At 48.7% G+C, this 21,769-nt stretch carries 17 protein-coding genes; 2 read left to right on the forward strand and 15 right to left on the reverse strand.

The annotated features are described in order from the left end of the window. Nucleotides 1-127 precede the first annotated feature (127 nt). The gene (locus F4V51_RS22280; RefSeq protein ID WP_153979680.1) at nucleotides 128-1,399 is read left to right on the forward strand and encodes a PQQ-binding-like beta-propeller repeat protein; all 1,272 of its coding nucleotides are present in this window, start codon (nucleotides 128-130) and stop codon (nucleotides 1,397-1,399) included. 81 nt (nucleotides 1,400-1,480) lie between these two features. On the opposite strand, the gene msrA is transcribed toward F4V51_RS22280, so the two are convergent. From msrA to F4V51_RS22310, 6 genes are all read right to left on the reverse strand, one after another. Beyond that, nucleotides 1,481-1,996 (reverse strand): peptide-methionine (S)-S-oxide reductase MsrA, encoded by a 516-nt coding sequence (gene msrA / locus F4V51_RS22285; RefSeq protein WP_153979681.1) that lies wholly within the window; start codon nucleotides 1,994-1,996, stop codon nucleotides 1,481-1,483. 204 nt (nucleotides 1,997-2,200) lie between these two features. Further along, complete coding sequence (locus F4V51_RS22290; protein WP_095289572.1) at nucleotides 2,201-2,458, reverse strand: GlsB/YeaQ/YmgE family stress response membrane protein; 258 nt, start codon at nucleotides 2,456-2,458, stop codon at nucleotides 2,201-2,203. A gap of 284 nt (nucleotides 2,459-2,742) precedes the next feature. Beyond that, entirely contained in the window at nucleotides 2,743-4,047 is a 1,305-nt protein-coding gene (locus tag F4V51_RS22295) for an AAA family ATPase (protein ID WP_153979682.1), read from the reverse strand. Continuing rightward, on the reverse strand, nucleotides 4,047-5,510 hold the full coding sequence (locus F4V51_RS22300; protein WP_227780061.1) for an RtcB family protein: 1,464 nt from the start codon (nucleotides 5,508-5,510) through the stop codon (nucleotides 4,047-4,049). Before F4V51_RS22300 ends, F4V51_RS22295 begins: the two co-directional genes overlap by 1 nt. A gap of 549 nt (nucleotides 5,511-6,059) precedes the next feature. Continuing rightward, nucleotides 6,060-6,878, reverse strand: a complete 819-nt coding sequence (locus F4V51_RS22305) for a TerC family protein (protein ID WP_095289570.1) — start codon at nucleotides 6,876-6,878, stop codon at nucleotides 6,060-6,062. Between the two features lie 294 nt (nucleotides 6,879-7,172). Further along, nucleotides 7,173-7,490, reverse strand: a complete 318-nt coding sequence (locus tag F4V51_RS22310) for a DUF3817 domain-containing protein (protein ID WP_162009975.1) — start codon at nucleotides 7,488-7,490, stop codon at nucleotides 7,173-7,175. 158 nt (nucleotides 7,491-7,648) lie between these two features. On the opposite strand from F4V51_RS22310, the gene F4V51_RS22315 reads away from it, so the two are divergent. Then, nucleotides 7,649-8,743 carry a glycosyltransferase family 4 protein gene (locus tag F4V51_RS22315; RefSeq protein WP_153979684.1) on the forward strand — a complete coding sequence of 365 codons (1,095 nt, stop codon included), beginning with the start codon at nucleotides 7,649-7,651 and terminating at the stop codon, nucleotides 8,741-8,743. Nucleotides 8,744-8,798: 55 nt separating this feature from the next. Here the strand turns inward: F4V51_RS22315 and F4V51_RS22320 are convergent, their stop codons facing one another. The 9 genes from F4V51_RS22320 to F4V51_RS22360 form a co-directional block, all read right to left on the reverse strand. Beyond that, nucleotides 8,799-9,161, reverse strand: a complete 363-nt coding sequence (locus F4V51_RS22320) for a DNA-binding protein (protein WP_153979685.1) — start codon at nucleotides 9,159-9,161, stop codon at nucleotides 8,799-8,801. Nucleotides 9,162-9,222: 61 nt separating this feature from the next. Next, nucleotides 9,223-10,188, reverse strand: a complete 966-nt coding sequence (locus tag F4V51_RS22325; RefSeq protein ID WP_153979686.1) for a helix-turn-helix transcriptional regulator — start codon at nucleotides 10,186-10,188, stop codon at nucleotides 9,223-9,225. A gap of 272 nt (nucleotides 10,189-10,460) precedes the next feature. After that, nucleotides 10,461-10,979: a hypothetical protein gene (locus F4V51_RS22330; RefSeq protein ID WP_153979687.1), complete on the reverse strand. Its 519-nt coding sequence runs from the start codon at nucleotides 10,977-10,979 to the stop codon at nucleotides 10,461-10,463. A gap of 178 nt (nucleotides 10,980-11,157) precedes the next feature. Then, nucleotides 11,158-11,793 carry a 50S ribosomal protein L25 gene (locus F4V51_RS22335; RefSeq protein WP_153979688.1) on the reverse strand — a complete coding sequence of 212 codons (636 nt, stop codon included), beginning with the start codon at nucleotides 11,791-11,793 and terminating at the stop codon, nucleotides 11,158-11,160. A gap of 283 nt (nucleotides 11,794-12,076) precedes the next feature. Continuing rightward, the gene (gene pulA / locus F4V51_RS22340) at nucleotides 12,077-14,953 is read right to left on the reverse strand and encodes a type I pullulanase (protein WP_153979689.1); all 2,877 of its coding nucleotides are present in this window, start codon (nucleotides 14,951-14,953) and stop codon (nucleotides 12,077-12,079) included. A 293-nt stretch (nucleotides 14,954-15,246) separates the two neighbouring features. Next, nucleotides 15,247-17,316 carry a type I pullulanase gene (pulA, locus tag F4V51_RS22345; RefSeq protein WP_153979690.1) on the reverse strand — a complete coding sequence of 690 codons (2,070 nt, stop codon included), beginning with the start codon at nucleotides 17,314-17,316 and terminating at the stop codon, nucleotides 15,247-15,249. Between the two features lie 170 nt (nucleotides 17,317-17,486). Beyond that, nucleotides 17,487-18,998, reverse strand: coding sequence for an extracellular solute-binding protein (locus F4V51_RS22350; RefSeq protein WP_153979691.1), 1,512 nt, complete (start codon nucleotides 18,996-18,998; stop codon nucleotides 17,487-17,489). A gap of 96 nt (nucleotides 18,999-19,094) precedes the next feature. After that, nucleotides 19,095-20,198 (reverse strand): glycoside hydrolase family 88/105 protein, encoded by a 1,104-nt coding sequence (locus F4V51_RS22355; protein WP_153979692.1) that lies wholly within the window; start codon nucleotides 20,196-20,198, stop codon nucleotides 19,095-19,097. A gap of 23 nt (nucleotides 20,199-20,221) precedes the next feature. After that, the gene (locus tag F4V51_RS22360) at nucleotides 20,222-21,721 is read right to left on the reverse strand and encodes an extracellular solute-binding protein (RefSeq protein ID WP_153979693.1); all 1,500 of its coding nucleotides are present in this window, start codon (nucleotides 21,719-21,721) and stop codon (nucleotides 20,222-20,224) included. Nucleotides 21,722-21,769: the final 48 nt, after the last annotated feature.

Genomic DNA, 21,769 nt, shown 5'->3' on the forward strand with positions numbered 1-21,769 from the left:
GCAAACATAGATAATAGGATACATGGGGGATAAAAGGTTACAGTCTCTCAGGTTGAATTCGAACTGGCTTAAATGGTAGAATTCAACAATCGGTTCTATTTTGAACCGAAGAAAGGTGGTTTATAACTTGCTTACATTAAACAAACGCAATACCAAAACATGGGCAGCCCTGCTACTCAGCGGCGTGCTCCTCTTCAGTATGAATACAACGGGTTATGCGGCAGTACAGAGTGAGCCGCTTCCGAAACCTGCTTGGACTTCGCCTTCACTGATGCAAACCCAAGTCAACACGGAAAAAGACGTCCTGGTCAAGGAGATCAACGCTGTCCCTGCCAAAAACCTGGTATACGTACATTCCTCCCAGCCTGTGACCAAGACAAGCAGTGCCACAACGCTGGCCTGGCAGCTGGATACACTTCAGGCCCTGGATGCAACAACTGGTAAAGTGAAATGGAATTATATTTTTCATGAGAAAAGCGGGCCGTATACGACCTACTCCGATTCAATATACACCAGTTACGGCTCAGCCTATGTATATATGGAATATTCGGATGGAACCAAGAAAGTATACTCATTTAACACATCCGGCAAAACGAATTGGGTCAGAACGGTAAATGCTCCTTCCGATCTGTATCTGCTTGATGACGAAACCTTGCTAGTCGCTTCCAGTCAGGGTGCACAGTCCAACGGTTCGGTTCGAACAGCAATCTCGCTCTATGACAAGAAGGGCAAGCTGATTACCGAGAAGACGATTAATGGTGCTGTGCTTCAGGCAGGCAGTGACCGCATTGTGGTAGATGCAAGCAAACGAATCAAAGTCGGCAGTTACTGGCAGCCTGCAGCGAATCCCAAAGTGGAGATCTATGATCGTTCGCTCACCCGCCTGTCCTTCTATCAATTCCCAAGCAATGCAAACACGCAGGGAGACGGCGGTGGTGAGTCACTTGCCATACTGAACGATGGCTCCGTCATCATGCGTGCCAACTTCGAGAACACGGGCAACAAACTCATGGGCTTCGGAGCAGATGGCAAGCTCGCTTGGGGACGCAGCATTCCAGGTAATGCCTTCATTCAGACCGCAGGCGACGGATATACCCTGTTTACAGGTTCCAAGCTGGAGCTGTACAACATGAAAGGCAAAGTAACCGAGCGCACGTTCAAGGATCAACAGCCTGTATTGATGCAAGTGAAGCGAACTCAAGATGGGCAGTATCAGCTTGATTTTGCCAAAACCGGTTATATCGTGGACCCCAAAACCCTGGAAGACGTGCATGTGTACACAGCAAGCGCTTCGGTTCCTTCTATTATAAGTCCTTCAACGTATGTTAATGGTGTCCTCTACACCATTCAGGAGGATGCATTGTCCAAACATGTGCTTAAGTCCATGTCCGCAAAATAATTCATCAGCCTTGATTTAAAAAAAGCCGGGTCGACTCCAAAAGGAGCCTGCCCGGCTTTTGTAATATGATCTTCCCTTGTCTTACTTCCAGTTTGCTTCAATAAATTCATCCCGTCCGGATTGGGCACGGTCTTCCTTGTAATGCTTCTCATTTTTCTTATGGTAATCCTGATGATAGTCCTCGGCCGGGTAGAACACAACCGCATCCCGAATTTCTGTCACAATGGGCTGGTTAAATCGTCCACTTGCGGCCAGATCCTGCTTGGACTGCTCAGCCAGTTCGCGCTGTCGCTCATTGTGTACAAAGATCGCTGTACGATACTGGGTTCCGCGATCCTGGAACTGACCTCCGTCATCGGTAGGATCAATCTGCGGCCAGTAAAGCTCCAGGAGCCGTTCATAGGGAAACAGCTCCGGATCAAATGTGATTTCAACCACCTCAACGTGTCCGGTTTCCCCTGTTTTGACCTGCTCATATGTGGGATGTTCAACGTGACCGCCTGTATACCCGGATACAATTCCGTGAATGCCTGGCTGTTCTTCAAATGGTGTAACCATACACCAGAAACATCCTCCGGCAAATGTCGCTTTTTCCATGGTCTCTCTCTCCTTCGTGCACTCATCTATTATTAGGAAACCTTGCCTGTCACCCAAACCAAGGTTTCGTTATGAACCGCTGCCTATATATCTTAAAACAAAAAGAGGTTGATGGAAAGCCATCCCTATGGCTTCTCATCAACCTCTTCATTATAAACGGGAAACATCATTTATTTCCCATGGATTCGTAGTGCAATAACGTCGTTACCCGCGACTACGACCCATTGAACGGAAGATCAAGCTTACGATTGCTACAAGTACGATGGCACCAATTAATGCCGGTACGATGTAGAATCCGCCCATTTCAGGACCCATCTCTCCGAAGATCACGCCGCCTAACCATCCACCGATGAAACCAGCGATAATGTTACCAATAACACCACCTGGGATGTCACGACCAACGATCAGACCTGCCAACCATCCAATAATACCACCGATAATTAATGACCATAACCAACCCATACTACTCACCTCAATTAAAAGTTTTTGTTGTTGTCTGTCTACTATTAACCGCTACAGAAGCATTTAAACAACTGAATTAAAAATTGTTGTATATTACCTTTTATTCATATGCTTCATATCCGCACGACAAGCCCGTCTCAGCAAGGAAACAACTCATTTTTGCTTTCCGTTCAACCTTTATTAGCTTCAACGGCTTAATTGTACCTCCCGAAGGTCATTGTATGTAGGAGCAGACAACCGTAGTATATCCAATTGAGATGTATAATATTTGATGGTGTATGGTATTAATAAAAACCGGCTCGTCCCTTTCCTGGCTGAGTCAGCCAGTTATGCTTATGGCTCTTGTCCAGCTCTCCCCGCATGGACTGAATAACTTGTACAATGTCTGTCTGGCCATTCTGATGCCATTCGAGTGCAGCACTGACATATAACTCACCGAGCTGTGCAAGGGAGAATGTATCCGTGAGCCGAGCCGCTTCCTGCGTTCCTTCTTCGCCGGCAAAGACCGAAAATCCCCGCTGCTGCAAGTATTGCAGTCGCAGTGCTTCGTCTGGCAGCGGAATTTCATAAGCCCGATCAAACCGTCCGGCACGGTTCATGAGACCTGGATCTATTTTCTCCGGATAATTCGTTGTACCGATCAGAAAAATACCCTCTTTGGATGTAGCTCCATCCAGTGTATTTAGGAAGAAGGAGCGCACTTCGTCCGGCATCGAATCAATATCTTCAATGATCAGCACCATAGGAGCCAGGCGTTTGGCTGCCTCGAATACTTCCCGAACGGACTCACTGTTGGTATACTCGGTAATTTGCCAGTATGCAGCTGGACCCGGGATGCTGCCCGCAATGGATTTGACCAAGGTTGTTTTCCCGTTGCCCGGGTGACCATACAGCAGAATCCCCCGTTTGTAGGGAATATCATATTCCCGGTAAAAGGAGCGATCCGCTTCGAAGAACTGATCCAGCGAGCGGAAAATATCCTGCTTAATTTGGGGCGAAAGAACCACATCGTCTCTTCCCACCGAGCGGGTGATGGATTCGACATGGCGTTCGCTGCCATTGCGGGCATCGGTATACACCGTAACCTTTTTCATATTTTGCTGACGCTCCCGTTCACGCACACTGCCCAGAAACTGCTTGAGTTCTTCCTCACCTACCGCGAATACAAAGTCCTCATTGTAGATGCCATTATCCCGGAAAAAGGGAATACGGACGAGTGCAACCCCCCATTTGGGATATGCAAACACGTTGTTCCGAATGGAATAATGCACCCCATATGTAGGCACATCACCATCATCTTCATAATGAAGGGTACGGAGCTCCAGATCCTCGAAAATACGGGCAACCAGCTCCACTTCGTTACTGTCGCTCAGCAAATCCTCCTTCAGCAGCTCCCAGTATTCGTTGTTCGGATCATCACTGGCAAACAGTTCATAACGAACCCCGTACTTGCTGCTTAACGCTTCAATAATGCCCCGGATCAGGCGTGCATATGTCGCATAGCCCTGGATTCGGATCTGGTCGTCCTGCGTGTGGTCGTAAGCATAGATAGCTTGGGTGTGATTTACTTTTTCATTGGGTATAATCATTATTTTGCTCCTTTCACAGCTGCAAGCGGTTTGCATTTGGCTACAACCTGAGCCAGGCCTGCACCGGTAACACTATCAATAATTTCATCAACATTTTTATATGCCTGTGGCGATTCATCTATAATCGATTCGAGTGATCGCTGATTCACCACAATTTCATCTTCTGTACCCACGCCGAGTGCGGATGCAAAATCTTCTACCGTAACCAGACGCTTGGTAGCAGTACGTGAACGAATGCGCCCTGCACCGTGGCAGATCGAATAATAGTTATCTTCGCCCTGAGGCTGACCTACCATGATATACGAGGCTGTCCCCATCGATCCTGGAATAAGCGCAGGATGACCTGTAGCCATATAAGGTTTCGGATTATCCGGGTGCCCGGCAGGCAGGGCACGCGTTGCCCCTTTGCGATGGACAAATACGCTGCCTTCTTTGGCATGAGATTCCTCCCAGGCATAGTTGTGCATCAGGTCATACAATGTACGGAATTCACATTTGGGTCCGAACACTTCCCGGAACGCCTCCCGAATAGCGAAAGCGATCAGATGCCGGTTAACCACAGCATAATTCAACGCGGAATACATCATGTTGACGTAATGACGGCCTTCGGCGTGTTCCAACGGAGCAAAAACCAGTCTCGGATCCGATGTACCAAGCCCGTTTCGCTGCATCATTTTGGCAATGGCAGACGAGCTGGTCTGGCTCACATGTCCGCCCCATGCACGGGAACCTGAATGAATCATGACGACGATTTGACCATCAACCAATCCCCAGGCTTCCGCGATCTCACGATTTTCCTCTGCAATTTCAATAGACTGGATTTCGGCAAAATGATTGCCCCCGCCCAAGGTGCCCAGCTGACGGTGTGCACGATGCCAGGTCATATCCGGAACAAGATTGAGCACGTCCTCATCGTAGGCAAATTTGCTGCTTTCCACATGGGTGATGGATGTCGACTTCTTCGGCGTGTAACTGTCCGGAATATATTTTTTGGGCAAGCCATGCAAGCCTTTGCGAACAATGTGTTCAAGTCGGATATCCGAGAAATGCCCTCGCTGACTAGCCTCCATTGGCAATACCTTTTCAATGGCCTTGACCAGCTTGCGGCGCAATTTTACATCTTTCAGATCATCCCTATGCAGATTCGTCATATGCACCCGCATCCCGCAGCCGATATCACTGCCAACAATGGATGGAGACACGTAACCCGTCTTTGCGTCCCATACGGCCGTCGTGCCGATGCAGGTTCCCACACCTACGTGAACATCCGGGGTATAACTCATATAGGAAATGCCAGGAATTTGCAAATTGTTGTTCGCCATTTCAAACACTTTATAGTCCAGTGAGGAAAACAATTGCTGTGCGGCATATACCGTCAAGTCTCCTGCTGGCAATTTCACTTCATGCCGATATCCGCCAGGGAATTCGTTTTGACTCGTAAATAAATTAGGTTCTGTATTCATAAATGCTTATTTTTCCTTCCTGTTTATCATATTGTGGTTGTTTTTCAAAATAAGGAATGTTTGTATCGCATGGTTCATGTCCGCTTCAGTCGATACAACAAAAAAAAGAAGCCATGGACGCATCCGCCCATGACTTCTTCATGACATAACAGAGAACAGGACGGCATGAAGATGCCATACCTCTGTTCTCCATCGCTATATAAGCCGAGAATGACATATCGATACCTGCATTAAGAACAGTGAAAAGATATGCCGATCCTCCTATGTCGCCCGTAAGAGGCCAAAGAGACGATGAGCTGGATATGCAGTTGTAACTATGCGACTTGTTGTATGTGTCAATCGAACATCATAACCAACCATCATGTCTTTCGGCCTCCCTTCGTAAATGATAAGTCTTATATTAATAGGACTCGTTTCGATATGTCAACCCTTTTCTTGGAAAATAAACCGTTTGACATGAATATGCATATACTAAAAAATCAGGGGTCTGTTTGAATACAGCCCCTGATTTTTACGACGACATATGCTGTTTGTGTTAAGCTTATACGCTTAGTTTCCTGCTTGTTTTTCCAACTCTTCAATCGGATTTTCATCCTCTTTGGCTGGTACCTTGGAAGACAGGAACCAACCGCATACCGCAATGGTAATCAATACGATATAGAATCCGAATTTCCAAATTTTATTTTCCGGGAAATGTTCATCCAGAACACCAAGTGAAGGATGCGCCAGCGTAATGACTGCGAGCTTAACCCCTACCCAACCTACGATAACGAAGGCTGCCACTTCAAGTCCCGGACGTGAATGAAGCAATTTAACGAAGAAGGAAGCTGCAAAACGCATAATGACGAGACCAATAAATCCACCCAGGAAGATGACGATAAACTGTCCACCATCCAACCCGCCAATTGGTGGCAATCCACTTGGTGGCAGCGCCACAGCCAGTGCTACGGCTGCAAGAATGGAGTCGACTGCAAAAGCAATATCCGCAACCTCGACCTTGAAAACGGTCATCCAGAAACCGGATTGTTTCTTGGCTTTCTTCGGTGCATCATCGGCTGCTTCGTCTGTCTTGTTTCGGCTGCCCATAACTTTCTTGGCAATGTGATTAATCGAGATGTAAAGAAGATACAGTGCTCCGATCGCCTGAACCTGCCACACATCGACGAGGAACGAGATCAGGAACAAGGAACCTAACCTGAAGATAAAGGCTCCGAGCAAACCGTAGAATAGCGCTTTTTTGCGCTTCTCATCCGGTAAATGCTTAACCATAATCGCAAGCACCAAAGCATTATCTGCTGCCAGCAATCCTTCCAGGACTACTAGGACGATTAGTACCCATCCATACTCCAATAATAATGACAAATCCAAATTTGACTCCTCCTTAGTATCCTTATGATGTACAAAAAAAGGACCTTTACCATCGCTGGTAAAGATCCTTTTATATCCATAAAAAGAGACCTTTACCCAGCGTGAAAACTTGGTAAAGGTCTCGCTAACAACAAATTGCTGCCAATAAAGCCGGGGATGTGATCCCGAATTGACGACTTTACTGTGAAAGCTACTCCCCTTTAACATCAGGAATATGCAGTTGTAGTTGGTGCATTTCTTACAGTTCAAATAACCTGTTCTCATCATATTCACAACACTACACAAAGTCAAGCTTTATTTAACAGTACCTTGACCCTGGTCCATTTTGCGAAAAACGAAAAAATCATAAACGAAATTGCCCAGAGGGATAAACGATATGAAAAATAACGCGATCGGACGGCGTAAACGCCACTTTTGCGTCGTATACAGACTTACCATAAACAACATATACATCAAAAACAGAAAACCGTACAGATTGCCAAACCAGGTGACCGATTGAGGCAAAATCCCTGCATTTTTCAAGGGGAATGCAACAAACAGCAATAATACATATGAAAGTCCCTGCAGCCACAGCAGTAATCGGAAGCGGCCCAGTGTTGAATGTAACATCATGTTCCTCCAGTTTCTATCCACGTAACGAGTAATTTGCAACCTGTTCATTATATCACAAGTACCTATTTCTTCGGTACTGCCGAGGCGCCAAACGCTTCATAAAAGCATAAGATGTGACAAAGATTCGATACGCGTATGGGACAAGGAGGAGCCGCCCAATGAAAATAGCAATGGTCGCACCGGAGAAACTACCTGTGCCTGGAAACGGTTCTGTTGAAATAAGCATTCTGGGTATCGCTCGCGAACTTGCAATGCGTCATGAAGTGACCATTATTAGCCGCGAAATGCCTGGTCTTCCAGCCAAAGAGCAGCTTGAAGGCATTACGATCCGCCGTGTTCCATCCAGCAGTCCTGATCAATATATTCAGGCGGTCATTCGGCTCTTAAAGGAAAATTCGTTTGATCTGATCCAGGTGGATAACAGGCCGCGCTGCTTGGCCCGAATCAAACGAAGCCTGCCTGACACCCCTGTAATCCTGTTCCTTCACTCCCTGACCTTCGCTCAGCCTGGACCAGCAAGATTAGCGTTGTTACGACAAGCCGACTGCATCGCCGTCAACAGTTTGTCGCTCAGAGACAGATTAGGGCGCAGGTTCCCTTCGGTGAAACATCTGATGAATGTTATTCCTCTGGGTGCCGATCTCACTCGCTTCGTTCCAGCCCTAAGCGATGGAACAAACCTCACGCTGTCAGAGCGTTCACAACCCTTTTCCGTGCTGTATGTCGGCAGACTGGTTCCAGGCAAAGGTGTGGACATTCTGATTCGCGCAGTAGCACTTGTGCAGCAGAAGGTTGATGTACAGCTGATTATTGCAGGCAAGGGACCACAGGTCTATGTGCGCAAGCTGCGTCTGCTAGCCCGAAAACTCGGGATACGATCATCTTTTCTCGGACAGATTGCCCATGAACAAATACACCACTTGTACCGGGCCGCTGATTGCCTGGTCTGCCCGTCTCAAATGCACGAAGCCTTCGGGTTAGTTAACGTTGAAGCCATGGCTTCCGGTCTGCCTGTGATCGCTTCAGACAATGGTGGCATTCGAGAAATTATTGAGTCCGGCAGCAGCGGTTATCTGGTTTCTCCATATGACAAACCTCAGCCATTTGCGGCTTGCCTTCAGAAGCTTGCCCGGGATCCGAAGCTAGCCGAAACTCTTGGCAAGGCTGGGCGGGCAATTGCCGTGAACCAGTTTGGCTGGTCCCGAACGGCCATGCATCTCGAAGCAGCTTATACAAGACTAATCCGCCAATGAGCATAATTTGAACAGAAGTCATAACAAAGCTGCCCCAATTGCTGCGAGGGACTGGTTAGGCTTTTTCCCGTGACTGCCAGCTTGTGATCCATGACTCCATTTGGGGGATGGGGACATGTACCATTTCAATCAGCTCAACAATAATCATATCTTTCATGGCAAACCGGACCTTCGCACAGGTCTGCTGGTGAAAGACATCATAAAATCCAGATCCTGCCCAGCACCCGTGAGGAACAACAACTGGGTCGTTCACGATATATCCCACGGTACCTATTGGTGGAATAACCACCTTGATCGCCTGATGATCTGTACGATTATTGGGATCCTTAACCAAAAATACAGTATCATCAACATTTAATGCCTGGATACCATGATAATGCTCCATTCGATCCATGGCTGCAAATAAGTTGCTGCTCATAACATGTTTTTCTCCTTTTCCTTCATTCCAAGTTTCAAAGTTAAAATAACCAATCATCAAACTATTCATCTCCCTCATAGTGCTTCAACCATTGAGTCAGTTGTTTGCGAATCTCTGTTCGAAATTCTCGGGGCTCAAGAACCTCCGCTTGAGGGCCAAATTGATATAACCACATCAGGAACTCACGACTGCTGTTTAGTGTGACTTCGAATAACAATCCGCCATCAGGCAGATCCGTCATGCGTGGACGAACAAACATTTCTTCTTCTTTTATGTAGGGTGCCATTCTTTCCGTAAATCTCACCTTGAAATGAATATGTTCGTCCCCTCGATCAACAGACCACGTATTTTTCATATACTGCGCTATGTTGAAATCCGCTTTGTCAAAGTGGGTACCTGTCTGATTCACGTCCATAAATCGACTCATGCGAAACAATCGCACCTTTTGCACCAGATGGCAGTACCCGACAAGATAAAAGCGCTGATCGCGTGGAATTAGATAATAGGGATCGATGTCACGGACCGTAATATCATTGTTGGTCAGTGTTCGATACCGGGTACGTATGGTTTCCTGATTAAGAATAGCTTCAATAATCGGGATAAGCAGATTGGGGTCTTTTCCTTCCTCCCGGTATGCAGGCGTGCCCATGCGTATGATACCTGCAATGTTCTCCACGATATCACTGTTTCTTGATTTTAGCTTGGTATGGACCGACATCACTTTGTCAAAAGCTGCATCGAATTCAGCCGGCAATTGGGAAGTATCCAGAACAGACGGAAGCATGGAGAAGACCATAGCCTCCTGCTCCGTGAAATCGAGTGGATACAAGGCGAAATTCCCAATAAACCGATAACCCTTGCCGTAGCCTTCGTTCATGATAGGGGCAACCCTGTCCAAAATCCGGAGATCGCGATAGATCGTGCGTACAGTTGTATCACATTTCGCAGCCAACTCCTTGGCTGAGATTCCGGGATAGGCTTGTATAGCCTGAAGTATACGCAGCAGACGAATTAATTTCTCTGTCATGTAGTTTCTCCCCTTCGATATTTTATCGGCAAGGAAAACTAGTTCCTTTAGTACATCTATAAATCTTTAGTCCCATTCATTATTTCGCAAACTCACTAGTTATGTATAGTTCAATTGCACTTTTTCTCCTTTATTAATATACATTTTATGACTATCTTGCGTAAAATATTAGATACAAGCCCTTATACCTAAGCCTCAAAGCCTATTTAAGATTTCTAATAAAATGACAAAAAAGCCCCGTCTCGTGGGAAGAGACAGGGCTTTACGAATGATTAATTATGCAGCTGGACTAATTTCCCCAACACGTTCACCAAATGTTCACATAATTCCGGAATATCTCCCATCTGGTCTTCATTCACGTTTCGATCAAAATACACATGACTTGAAACATTATACCTGATGGGTTCCTCTCCATACACAAAGTGAATGTCCTGTACCAAGCGCTGATCTGGCCAGCTCACTTGTATGATGGAGCGAATTGCGGGACATAGCCTGTCTGGCTCAGGAGTCTCCTGGCTAAACCGAAGCTCAAGCCGGCATCCCGGCTGGCTGCCGGGTGACTCCAATATTTCGGCCGCCAGCGCTTCTAGAGAGCTTCGAAGTATAATCTCCCCTTTGACCTCAGAATGCTCCCTTAGAACGAACTGCAGCACGAACTCTCTGGACATACTCGCCATTTCCAGGATGTCCTTCCTGTTGGATATGTGAATGATCTCATCGAGATTGTCGAGATCATACAGATAGTTCTCAATACCGACCTTGAGATTGTCGTACACGGTTGGATCAAACATAAACTTGCCTACTTTCCTAAGAACTTATACTGACCTGTTTGCGAAAATGACGTGATCTGCTTCGGATCGGTGTATTGTATCACTTGTATCCATTATAACCATCTCTAATTGCAAAAAAAGCCCGGTCATGTTGACCGGGCTTCGTCTGGGGTAGGAGAGCTGAACTCCCACGCCCCTATTATTCGTCTGCTGCCTTCTCTTCCTCTGCAGCCACAGGTTCTGCCTCATCAGCAGAAGCTGTTGGCTCTTCCTCAGCCGCCTGCGGTGGCATAACGGATGCGATAATGGAATCGGGTGACGTAATTAGTGTCAAGCCCTTATCCAGTTTAATATCTTCCGCTGTCAGGCGATCACCAATGTCCAGCCCGCTGACATCCACCTCGATGGAAGTCGGCAGGTCGGCTGGAAGTCCTTCGACTTCCACTTCGGTTTCCTGCGTCTGGAACACACCACCGGCTTTGGAGCCAGCAGCCGTACCTTGGAAATCGATCGGTACACTTACGCTGATCGGTTTATTTTTGGATATTTGCAAGAAGTCCACGTGCAGCAGACGTCCATTGCGCTCCTGCTGATCCTTAATCAGCACAGGAACGGTTTTTCCACCCTCCAGATTGAGGTTGAACATCTCGGAACGACCTGTACGAGCGACTTTGAGCATCTCTTTTTCATCCACATGTATGGAGGCCCCTTCAAATTCTGGACCATAAACGACAGCCGGAACACGTCCGCCTTGTCTTAACAGGCGCAAGGCCGCACCTTTCTTTTCAGTTCGTGGAGTTGCAGTAAGTTGAGCCATTTTTCCGTTGGATTTCATGATTGAACATCCTCCTTCAAGGGATCCCTACTTTGTTTGGTGTTGGGAAGCATTCGGCTTCTCTCATAGACCAATGGGTCTTTTTTTCTGCGGCCAAATCTGGGGCCATATCTATATATACCCCAATGAACTTGTTTCTCAAACATTGGCTTGTACAATTCATCCCTTTTTCCAATTCAAAATCCAAGCTCTGTTCACCAAAAAAAGACAGCCGGAAAGACCCTCCGACTGCCTGCTGCTTCTAGTTTTATCTACCCCTACTATACGAATCTGACAAGAGGATTCAAGCACTGGTACGGTTCTCCTCTTCATCACTCTCGCGTATAACCTGCATTTGGTCTGTACCGCTCTGCACAACAATCTGCACATCCCCGTCTTCTGGCACAATATCTACATATCGGTCTCCACAGGTATCCTTGGCCTGCCACTCATTCAGCCGAATAATCAGCCCCAGATGGTGCAGGCCTGGAGCTACACGAATACGGGCCTCTGCGGCATTGCCCACTCGTTCAAGGGGTACCGCTCCATCTGCCATTCCTGTGCCCCATACCCAAACATCCCATCCCTCGTACTGTTGATCCTCCCGTTCATAACGAAGCGTAACCAGACGTGAGACGTGCTTGTGGACTTTGATTGTTGCCGTAGACTGTATACTGCCAGCCATGGCTGTAATTTGCGCTGTCCCTGGGGATAAGGCACGAACGATTCCAGCCGTACTGACCGTTGCAATATCCGAATTCGAGGAAAGCCAGCGTATGGCAGTCCCTTGAAGCGGCTGCCCAAATTGATCCAGCACCAATGCACGGAAACGACTGATTCGTGTCGTATACAGAACCGTTTCACCGACAAGCTCAATTCGTTCGGCATGACGATGCTCCACCTGCAAGAGACTAGTAGCAAAGATATGACCACATTGAACCGTTATCGCTGCTTCACCTGTCTCTTTGGCATGGATCGTTCCATCCGGGTCGATCTGAATCCGCTGCGGCTCCGAAGAATGCCACAGGACTTCGCAATTCTCTACTACATTACCGAGACGGTCACGCACAATCGCCCGCAGCCCTGCCGTTTCACCTGGGCTATACACCTGCCGTGGAGTATTAATCTCAATGGTAGCCGGTTCTGTTCCGCCCACATGTTCGAAATCATACAGTACCATTAACGACCAGCGCTCTATAGGAGCAATGCCGCTAACCGTCACAATCGAGTCTGTACCTGCCTGATGATCGTTAACAACCACATGCCAGTCACCTTCCGGCAAATGAATCTGCTGCTGGTACGCTGTCGCATTATAGGCCACGATAATTCGATTCCAGGTGTCCTGATTAGCCCCATCCTGCAGCATGAATATGACGACATTACCGTCAGCACGTAGAATGCGAAGGTGATTCCGGATCTGATCTGCGCTGATCATGCGAAAGGCAGGATGAGTACGGCGCAGATGTATTAACCCCCGGTAATAGTCAAAGACAGGTCTGAAACGGGATTTGTTCGCCCACTGAATGGCGTTAACCGCATCTCCGCTGCGGTAACTGTTGTGATCTCCCGCTTTTGATCGTAGGAGCTCATCCCCTGCATGCAGAAAAGGTATCCCCTGAGAGGTTAGCAATATTCCGGAGGCTAGCAGCGAGCGGCGAACCATCTCATGGTTAAGCACATCATCAGCTTCCACATACCGATAGGGATCTGCTGCCTTTACCGCCGATTCTGCACTCCCTCCCTCCACCGGTTGGCCGTCTCTCCATGCTGGAAAACCTAATTCATGTCTGAGATTCATTGTGGTTGCGATTTTGTCCCACAGGTTCAGGTTGTCATGTGCCGTGACATAATTGACGGTCTCCACAGGTGAGGATGTAAAGTCATCGATAGCTCCGGAAATTCCCTTAAGCAGCTCATGCTCCAGGCCATCTGCTCCGGTTACATACCCTTTCCCGCTGCCATCGCTGTCCCCTTTGATCGCACTGCGGAAATGATCATTGAATACGGCAAATCCCTGACCCCGCTGGGTTCCTTTCAGGGTTTTGCGATCCAGTGGTGAGTCTCCGCCTGTCCACGGCTCCCCATAAATTAGCATGGCAGGATCAATCTGCTCACGCAGCTCACGGGTCAATTCATTCATCGTATCCGTGTCAATCAGGCCCATGAGATCGAAACGGAAACCATCAACATGATATTCCTCAGCCCAGTACAGAAGAGAGTCTATAATATATTTTCGCACCATTGGGCGCTCTGTAGCCAGTTCATTGCCTACACCCGACCCATTACTCAGTGTGCCGTCTGACCGATAGCGGTAAAAATAACCGGGTACAATCCGTTCAAATGGACCTTCGTCCACACCATACGTATGATTGTAGACCACATCAAGCACGACACGTATACCCTGGCGATGCAGAGACTGCACCAAAGCTTTGAACTCACGAATTCGCACGGCTGGATCCCGCGGATCCGTAGCATAGGAGCCTTCCGGGACGTTATAGTGCTGTGGATCATAACCCCAGTTATAGGGTGCTCTGAACGTTGTGCCTTCTTCAGCAGATTCCAGTTCATTTACCGTCTGGTAATCCGCCACAGGCAGAAGATGCACATGGGTAATCCCAAGTTCGGCAAGATGATCCACCCCGATACGATGACATGCCCTGTCGGTCAGTCCCGAAGCGGTGAAGGCCAGAAATTTCCCTTTATACGGAATGTCGGCATGGGGATCGGAGGAGAAATCACGCACATGCAATTCATAAATGACGGCGTCCACCGGCCGCTGAAAAATAGGCTTCACGTCCAGCTCCCAATCCGGTGGATGCGTTGTATCGAGATCAATAATGGCCGTCCGCTGACCATTGGGCGACACGGCGCGGGCATAAGGATCTACCACGACTTCTATGCGTTGATCATCGTGAGTAATGCGATACATGTAATAAAATCCGGCCCAATCGCCTGCCAGCTTCACGCTCCATATACCGTCTTCATCACGAGTCATGTCACTTGCCTGCCCACCATCATGTTCTGTTACCCATCCTCTTGCATTGTAGCTGCCCTCATTTTCAAAAACCAATATAGAAACCTGCTGAGCCGTTGGGGCCCACAGCTTGAAAGTACTGGAAGCACGAGTATATGTTAAGCCAAGATCGTTGCCTTCGTAACGAAAAGATGTCCATTCCGGCATCGTTCCCACCGCCTTTATATCCATTGATTTCGTGTTGTCCCGATGGTACGGAGTGGGACGTCATTTGTCAACCCGGGGTTGTCTGTACTCAACATATCGGTTGAACAGAGGCTTTCATGAAGTCACTCGCTGGATTTTGGTCAAACCCTTGCAGCAATCGCTTTCAAAATACAGCATATGTAAACAAGCGCCGCAGATTGACAGCATTTGTACCTGTCTGATCAAAAAAACAAAAAATAAAGCACCCTTCTCTTCGCAGCGAAGAAGGGTGCTTTACTACCATACGAAAAAATTTAATTATTGACATACATGACCATCAGGGATATCGCCGGTACGCTGACCTGCCCATCGTTGACGGTGCGCAGTGGTTCAAGACCTGCTTGTCCCTGCTCTACAACGATATTCCACATTCCGCGGGGAATAGAGAGGGTTCGGCTTTCCTTTGCCGCGTTGTAGATCACGATAATTCGATCCCAGGAATCCCCGGCAGCCGTGCCTGATAGCTCATAGGCAAGCAGGCTTTTATCTTTTTTTAACAGAGATACATGTTGATTAATGTCCTCCCGGGTTCTCAACCGGAAGGCAGCATGTTCACGGCGAAGACGAATCAGTCCGCGGTAGTAATCGAATACCGGCTTGAACCGCTGCTTTTGTTCCCAACGAATCGCATTGACGGCATCACCACTCTCGTGACTGTTGGCATCGCCATATTTACTGCGCAAAAACTCATCCCCCGCCGCAAGCAGCGGAATCCCTTGGGATGTCAGCACAATGCCATTCGCAAGCAAGCAGCGCCGAACCGTTTCATTCTCCAGCACATGATTCGGATCAATCTGCATATACGGATTCGCATGCTGTACTGCCTGCTCTACACTGTCATATCCACGAATGTGTCCCTCATCATCATAGGAGATAAACCCAAGCTGTTCTTCCAGTTCTTGTGAATGCACAACCTTGTCCCACAGATTCAGATTATCGTGAACCGTTACGTAATTCACCGTCTCGGATGGACTGGCCGTAAAATCGGTAATCGCTCCCCTTACACCCGTCCAGATATCCTCTTCCTTTCCCTCCGCACCTGTCGCGAATCCTTTCTCTGCTCCATCACTGTCCCCTTTAATTGCTCCACGATAATTATCGTTGAATACAGCTAGTCCGTCTCTTTTCTGATCTCCCTTGAGGGTCATTCGCTCTCCTAGTGGGGAGTCCGAGGCCGCCCATGGCTCACCGTACAATAGGATGGATGGAGAAACATGTTCATGCAGTTCCGCAGCCAGTTCCCGCATCGTTGTCGTATCAATCAACCCCATCAGGTCAAACCGAAACCCATCAATATGGTATTCCTCTGCCCAGTAACGCACCGATTCCAGGATAAACTTGCGTACCATCGGACGTTCTGTGGCTACCTCATTCCCAGTCCCTGAACCGTTGCTGTATGTGCCATCCGCATTCTGACGATAGTAATACCCCGGGACCAGCTTCTCAAATGAACTGTCGGCTGTATTAAACGTATGGTTATACACCACATCCATAATTACTCCGATACCTCTCTGATGAAGGGCTAGCACCAAAGCTTTGAGCTCACGGATGCGTGTACCAGGCTCATCTGCACGAGTGGCATAAGAGCCTTCGGGAACGTTGTAATGCAGCGGATCATACCCCCAATTATAGCTGGAATCCTCGGAATCACCGTAAGCACGGTCTCCAGCCCTGGATTCATCCACGGTGGCAAAATCAAACACGGGCAGCAGGTGCACATGGGTAATCCCAAGCTCGGCCAAATGATCAATCCCCAGTGTATTGCCCTCGCAATCGCGCAGTCCTGTTTCCGTAAAAGCCAAATACTTGCCTTTGTTCAGCATGCCTGATGATGGGTGAATTGAAAAATCGCGCACATGCAGCTCGTACAATACGGCATCCACCGGACTCTTCAGCTCTGGACGAAAATCCTGACTCCATCCTTGGGGATCGGTCTCTTCCAGCCTGATAATAACGCCCATTTCACCATTCATGGTAACTGCTCTTGCATAAGGATCCACCGCTGTCTCCTGTCGTCCTCCCTTGAAGGTGGCCCGGTACATATACCGATAACCATTCCATTCTCCATCCAGCTTCAACAGCCAGATACCCTGCTGCTGTCGTTCCATTAGGAATTCCTTTGGCTCGGCACGTTCTTCCCCGGTTCCTCCCTGTCCTCCTGGAAGCTCGGCTGTGGATGCCGGGTAGAGCAGCACGTGCATCTGAACGGCATCGGGCGCCCATACTTTGAATTGGCAGAATTGAGCGCCGATCGTTACCCCCAGATCTTTTCCCTCGTATGTATCATTTCCAGCTATGTCTTGCTTGTCGTGTTCTTCGATCATGATGTCTTTCCCCTCTCGCTTGAGTATAAATGGATGTGAAAAGAATGTTCCTTTCTTTTATACCCGTTCCACTGCCCAACCATAATCCTGTAGAAGAAAAAGAAGCCAGGCTTCACGTCTATTCACGTAAAACATAGCTTCTTCGAGCACACGTATTATTTGCACTTTCTTTATTTCCCGTTCAGTTCGGCGTAAGATGCCTCCAGTTCAGAGATCAGCTGGTCTCCCCCGGCTTTTCGCCAGTTAGCCACTTCCTGCTCCCAGCCTGCGTCGTCCATCTTGCCCATAATGTACTTCGTCTGTGCATCCCAGATCATCTGATCCAGTTCCTGACCCCGCTCGGTATAGATGGCCGATGACAGTGTCAGCGCAGGATTCGGAATGGCATACTGCTCATTCTCGCGAGCCATCTTGGTGCCCTTCATGCCAATCGGGACATCAACCAATTCAGCCACGTTGTATCCTTCAACACTTAACAAATTGTCACGGTACGGCTTCACTTCGCGTTGATAAGCGTCAAAATCCTTGAGTTCGGTTTTACCGTCCGCTGTCTTGGTGTAGTGCACATCGAGCAGCCCGCGAAGCTGCAGCGTACTCAGCTCCTCATCCATCAGCTGATCGAGGAATGTGAGCACTTTCTTCAATTGCTCCTCATCCGGGACGGCTGCCTTCGGGATCACCAGCATGCCATAGTTCCCCGGTTCCCCGGCAATGCGTATACCATCTTCTCCTTGGAACGGAGCTACATCGATCACCCCATCCGGAGCGTTAGGCGTCAGCCGCTGCTGGGATGACTTGCCGTTTTGCGCCACGCCGTTCAGCTTCATCCCGACCAGGCCAGAGTCCATTTTTTTATCCGCATCCGAAGGGTCGAGAGCAGGGAAATCACTGTTGATCAGACCTTCACTGAACAGTCGCTTAAACAGCTTCATGGTGTCCACATATTCAGTGGTCAGGAATTCCGGAGTCAGTTTGCCCGCATCATCCACCCCCCACTTGTTCACACCCCCGATGCTCACGGCAATCCGGGTCAGCGGTGAAGACACGCCTTCGTTATACTTCTTGAAGAGCAGCGCACCATACGTATCTTCCTTGCCATTCCCGTCCGGATCATCCTTGCGCATGGAACGCATCACTTCATACCAGTCATCCAGTGTCTTTGGCACATCCAGCTTCAACTTGTCAAACCAATCCTTGCGGTATACAATGGCCGTTCGTCCGATATCGCGGAAGTTCGGAATGCCGTAAATTTTGCCCTCAATCTTGATATTGTTAAAATAGGCCTCGGATTGTGCAGACAGATTTTTATAATCCTTCAGGTAGGGCCCCAGCTCCCAGAACAGTCCCGTTTTGGCTGCATTGAACGTGGTCGGCACGTAGTTTACACGCATAATGGTCGGCATCTCTCCGGAAGCAACCATGACGTTCACCTTGTCATCAAAAGCCGACTGTGGTATCCACTGAACATTGACATCCGTATTCGTATACTCCTCAATCTTTTGCTCCACCCCATTTTCCTTCGCGGGCACATCGCCTACCTGCATCAAAGAGATGGAAATGGGAAACTTGCCTTCCCCGGCGGCTGGAGCCTTTTCTCCTCCACAACCTGCAAGCAGTCCGGCAGACATTGCACCAATGACAACCAATCCGCCTATACGGGACACCCGACCTTTTGGACTCATGAACCATCTCTCCCTTTTATATTATCGTCACTACCAGCATTAGGCTTGCCTGAATGAATGCGCTATCATAATTCTGTCTGAAGAAAAGAACCAGCGTTAAGCCAGTTCCATCTCCACACCTGCCAGGATAAACGGGGCAACCGATTTCGGATCATTGATTCGGATCGACTCGGTTACATAATATTCGTACGACCCGTCACGATACGGACTTCCCCCAAGACCTGCACCGCCGTTGCACTGAGTCAGCGACAGTACACCTTCACGATCGGTTTGCAGCAAGTGCTGGAGCAGCCCCTGATATCCTTTATCTGCGATCTCCTTGAACTTGCCACTTAGGTAACCTTTGCGTACACCTTTGGCCAGCGCATATACAAACATCGATGTACCCGACGCTTCCAGATAATTGCGCTCACGCCCAGGTTGGTCCAGCAGATGAGGCCATAGCCCCGTCTGTTGATCCTGTACATGCACAAGTGCATTGGCCACGCGTTCAAAAATGCCGACAATCTGGCCGCGCTGTTCATGATCTACAGGCAGATGATCCAGTGTATCCACTACGGCCATCACATACCAACCCATGGCCCGGCTCCAGACATGGGGAGAACAGCCGGTTTCGCCCGAGCTCCAGCGCTGCTCCCTGCTCTCATCCCAGCCATGATACAGCAAACCGCTGCGCGGATCGCGGGTATGCTTCTCCACCAGCAGCAGCTGCTGAGCCGCCCGGTCAAACCACTTTTCTTCGCCCGTTACTGCCCCATACTGCGCGAGAAACGGAGTTGCCATATACAATCCATCCAGCCACATCTGAAAAGGATAGATCTTCTTGTGCCAGAAACCGCCTTCGCTGGTTCGCGGCTGCCCTTTGAGCTGAACCATGAGCAGGTCTGCTGCCTTGCGGTATTTCGCTTCACCTGTTTGAGCCATTAGGAAGAATAAAGATTTCCCCTGATTAATCTGGTCCAGATTGTACTCCTCGACGTTATACGAGCGTATCGTGCCATCCTCCTGAATAAAGTGATCCATCAGCTCCCGGATGTAATCGTAATACTTGGCTTCCCCTGTACGATGATATAGTTCTTCCAGCGCCTTCAGCAGACAGCCGTTCTCATAATGCCAGGTGGGGTACAGCTGATGATTGCGGTAACTTTCCATGAACTGATCTGCCATTCGTACCGGTGTGAACTGCAAGGTTTCCTTCATCGATACCCTCCGCATCCGCTCGCTTATTGAGCCTGTTTTTTGTAATCTTCTGCGTATTCCTCGCGAATCTTCGTTCCGCCCGCATTAGCCCAATTCTCAATCTCCTGTTTCCAGCCATTTTCATCAATCTTGCCCATGATGTATTTGGTTTGCGCATCGGCAATCATCTGATCCAGATCAGCCCCGCGATCACCGTAGGTTGGCGAGTATAACGTAAGTGCAGGATTCGGAACCGCATGTTCGGCCAGCTCTTTGGCTAGCTCCGTTCCTTTTACCCCCAGCTCGGTATCCTTCAATTTCGGCACATTATAACCTTCAACGTATGGCAGATTGTCACGATATGGCTTCACCTCACGCTGGAACGCATCGAAGTCGCTCATTTCCACTTCATCCTCGCCCACTTTGGTGTAATGTTTGTCTTCTATTCCACGCATGAGCAGTGTGGCCATCTCCGGTTCCATCAACTTATCCAAAAAGCTCAGCAGGCTTTTCAGCTCCTCTTCGGATTTCACTGTCGCTTTAGGAAAGGCCAATATGCCGGAGTTGCCTGTCTGGCCCGCAACACGGTCGCCGTTCGCTCCAAGCAAACCTGCAATGTCCACAACCCCGTCCGGGTCATTCTTGGAGAGACGCTCCTGCTGACTCTTACCGTTCTGTGCTACGCCGACACGCATGCCGACAACGCCGGAGTCATACTTTTTCTCCGCTTCCGTGGAATCAAACACGGCAAAGTCCTGATTCAGCAGCTTCTCATCATACAAGCGTTTCAGCAGATCCAGCACCTGCATGTATTCAGGGGTCATGAACTCCGGTGTGAAGCTGCCATCATCCTCAACCTTCCACTTGTTCGGCGCACCGAAGCTTACGCCAAGACGCGTCGTGAAGGAATATTGATCTTCGTTGTATTTTTTGAACAGCATCAGACCGAATGTGTTATCCTGCCCATCTCCATCCGGATCGGAAGTTGCCAGGGTTTTGATCGTTTCATACCATTCATCCGGTGTGGTCGGTACCTTGAGATTCAGCTTGTCGAACCAGTCTTTGCGGTATATGACCGTCGCCCGTGCAATATCGGAGAACACCGGTACGCCATAGACTTTTCCGTCTACCTTGATGTTGTTGAAGAAGCGCTCGTTCTGAGCGGACAGATTTTTATAATCCTTGAGCAGGGGACCGATCTCCCAAAACACATCGTTGCGCATGGCACTTGTGACTGTCGGGTTGTACTGCACTTTGACGATCTTCGGCATATCGCTGGAAGCGATCATGACATTAATTTTGTCATTGTACGCCGAAGCGGGGATCCACTGAATATCCAGCTTGGTGTTGGTAAAGGCTTCGATTTTTTGCTGAACCTCATTTCCTTTACTAGGCACATCCCCTACCTGTGCAATCGCGATGGAGATGTTCTGTACGCCGCCCTCGGCAGCCTGACCCTCGTCTGATCCGCATCCAGCCAGCAATCCCGTTACCAGTGCAAGTGTGCTCAGGACAGACAGAGCTTTCTTTTTTGTTCCTCTCATCAAATGAAAACCTCCCCTTTTATACATTGCTGATTCCGCATGCTGCAT

Source organism: Paenibacillus xylanilyticus, from assembly GCF_009664365.1.
In the GTDB taxonomy this organism is placed as follows: domain Bacteria; phylum Bacillota; class Bacilli; order Paenibacillales; family Paenibacillaceae; genus Paenibacillus; species Paenibacillus xylanilyticus_A.

Bases quoted from the DNA above. Each gene is read 5' to 3' on its own strand.
- F4V51_RS22335 (WP_153979688.1), bottom strand. From the start codon at position 11,793: ATGAAATCCAACGGAAAAATGGCTCAACTTACTGCAACTCCACGAACT.
- pulA (WP_153979690.1), bottom strand. From the start codon at position 17,316: ATGATCGAAGAACACGACAAGCAAGACATAGCTGGAAATGATACATAC.
- F4V51_RS22360 (WP_153979693.1), bottom strand. From the start codon at position 21,721: ATGAGAGGAACAAAAAAGAAAGCTCTGTCTGTCCTGAGCACACTTGCA.
- F4V51_RS22330 (WP_153979687.1), bottom strand. From the start codon at position 10,979: ATGTTTGATCCAACCGTGTACGACAATCTCAAGGTCGGTATTGAGAAC.
- F4V51_RS22300 (WP_227780061.1), bottom strand. From the start codon at position 5,510: ATGAATACAGAACCTAATTTATTTACGAGTCAAAACGAATTCCCTGGC.
- F4V51_RS22325 (WP_153979686.1), bottom strand. From the start codon at position 10,188: ATGACAGAGAAATTAATTCGTCTGCTGCGTATACTTCAGGCTATACAA.
- F4V51_RS22315 (WP_153979684.1), top strand. From the start codon at position 7,649: ATGAAAATAGCAATGGTCGCACCGGAGAAACTACCTGTGCCTGGAAAC.
- F4V51_RS22295 (WP_153979682.1), bottom strand. From the start codon at position 4,047: ATGATTATACCCAATGAAAAAGTAAATCACACCCAAGCTATCTATGCT.
- F4V51_RS22320 (WP_153979685.1), bottom strand. From the start codon at position 9,161: ATGAGCAGCAACTTATTTGCAGCCATGGATCGAATGGAGCATTATCAT.
- msrA (WP_153979681.1), bottom strand. From the start codon at position 1,996: ATGGAAAAAGCGACATTTGCCGGAGGATGTTTCTGGTGTATGGTTACA.
- F4V51_RS22355 (WP_153979692.1), bottom strand. From the start codon at position 20,198: ATGAAGGAAACCTTGCAGTTCACACCGGTACGAATGGCAGATCAGTTC.
- F4V51_RS22310 (WP_162009975.1), bottom strand. From the start codon at position 7,490: ATGATGTTACATTCAACACTGGGCCGCTTCCGATTACTGCTGTGGCTG.
- F4V51_RS22290 (WP_095289572.1), bottom strand. From the start codon at position 2,458: ATGGGTTGGTTATGGTCATTAATTATCGGTGGTATTATTGGATGGTTG.
- pulA (WP_153979689.1), bottom strand. From the start codon at position 14,953: ATGCCGGAATGGACATCTTTTCGTTACGAAGGCAACGATCTTGGCTTA.
- F4V51_RS22350 (WP_153979691.1), bottom strand. From the start codon at position 18,998: ATGAGTCCAAAAGGTCGGGTGTCCCGTATAGGCGGATTGGTTGTCATT.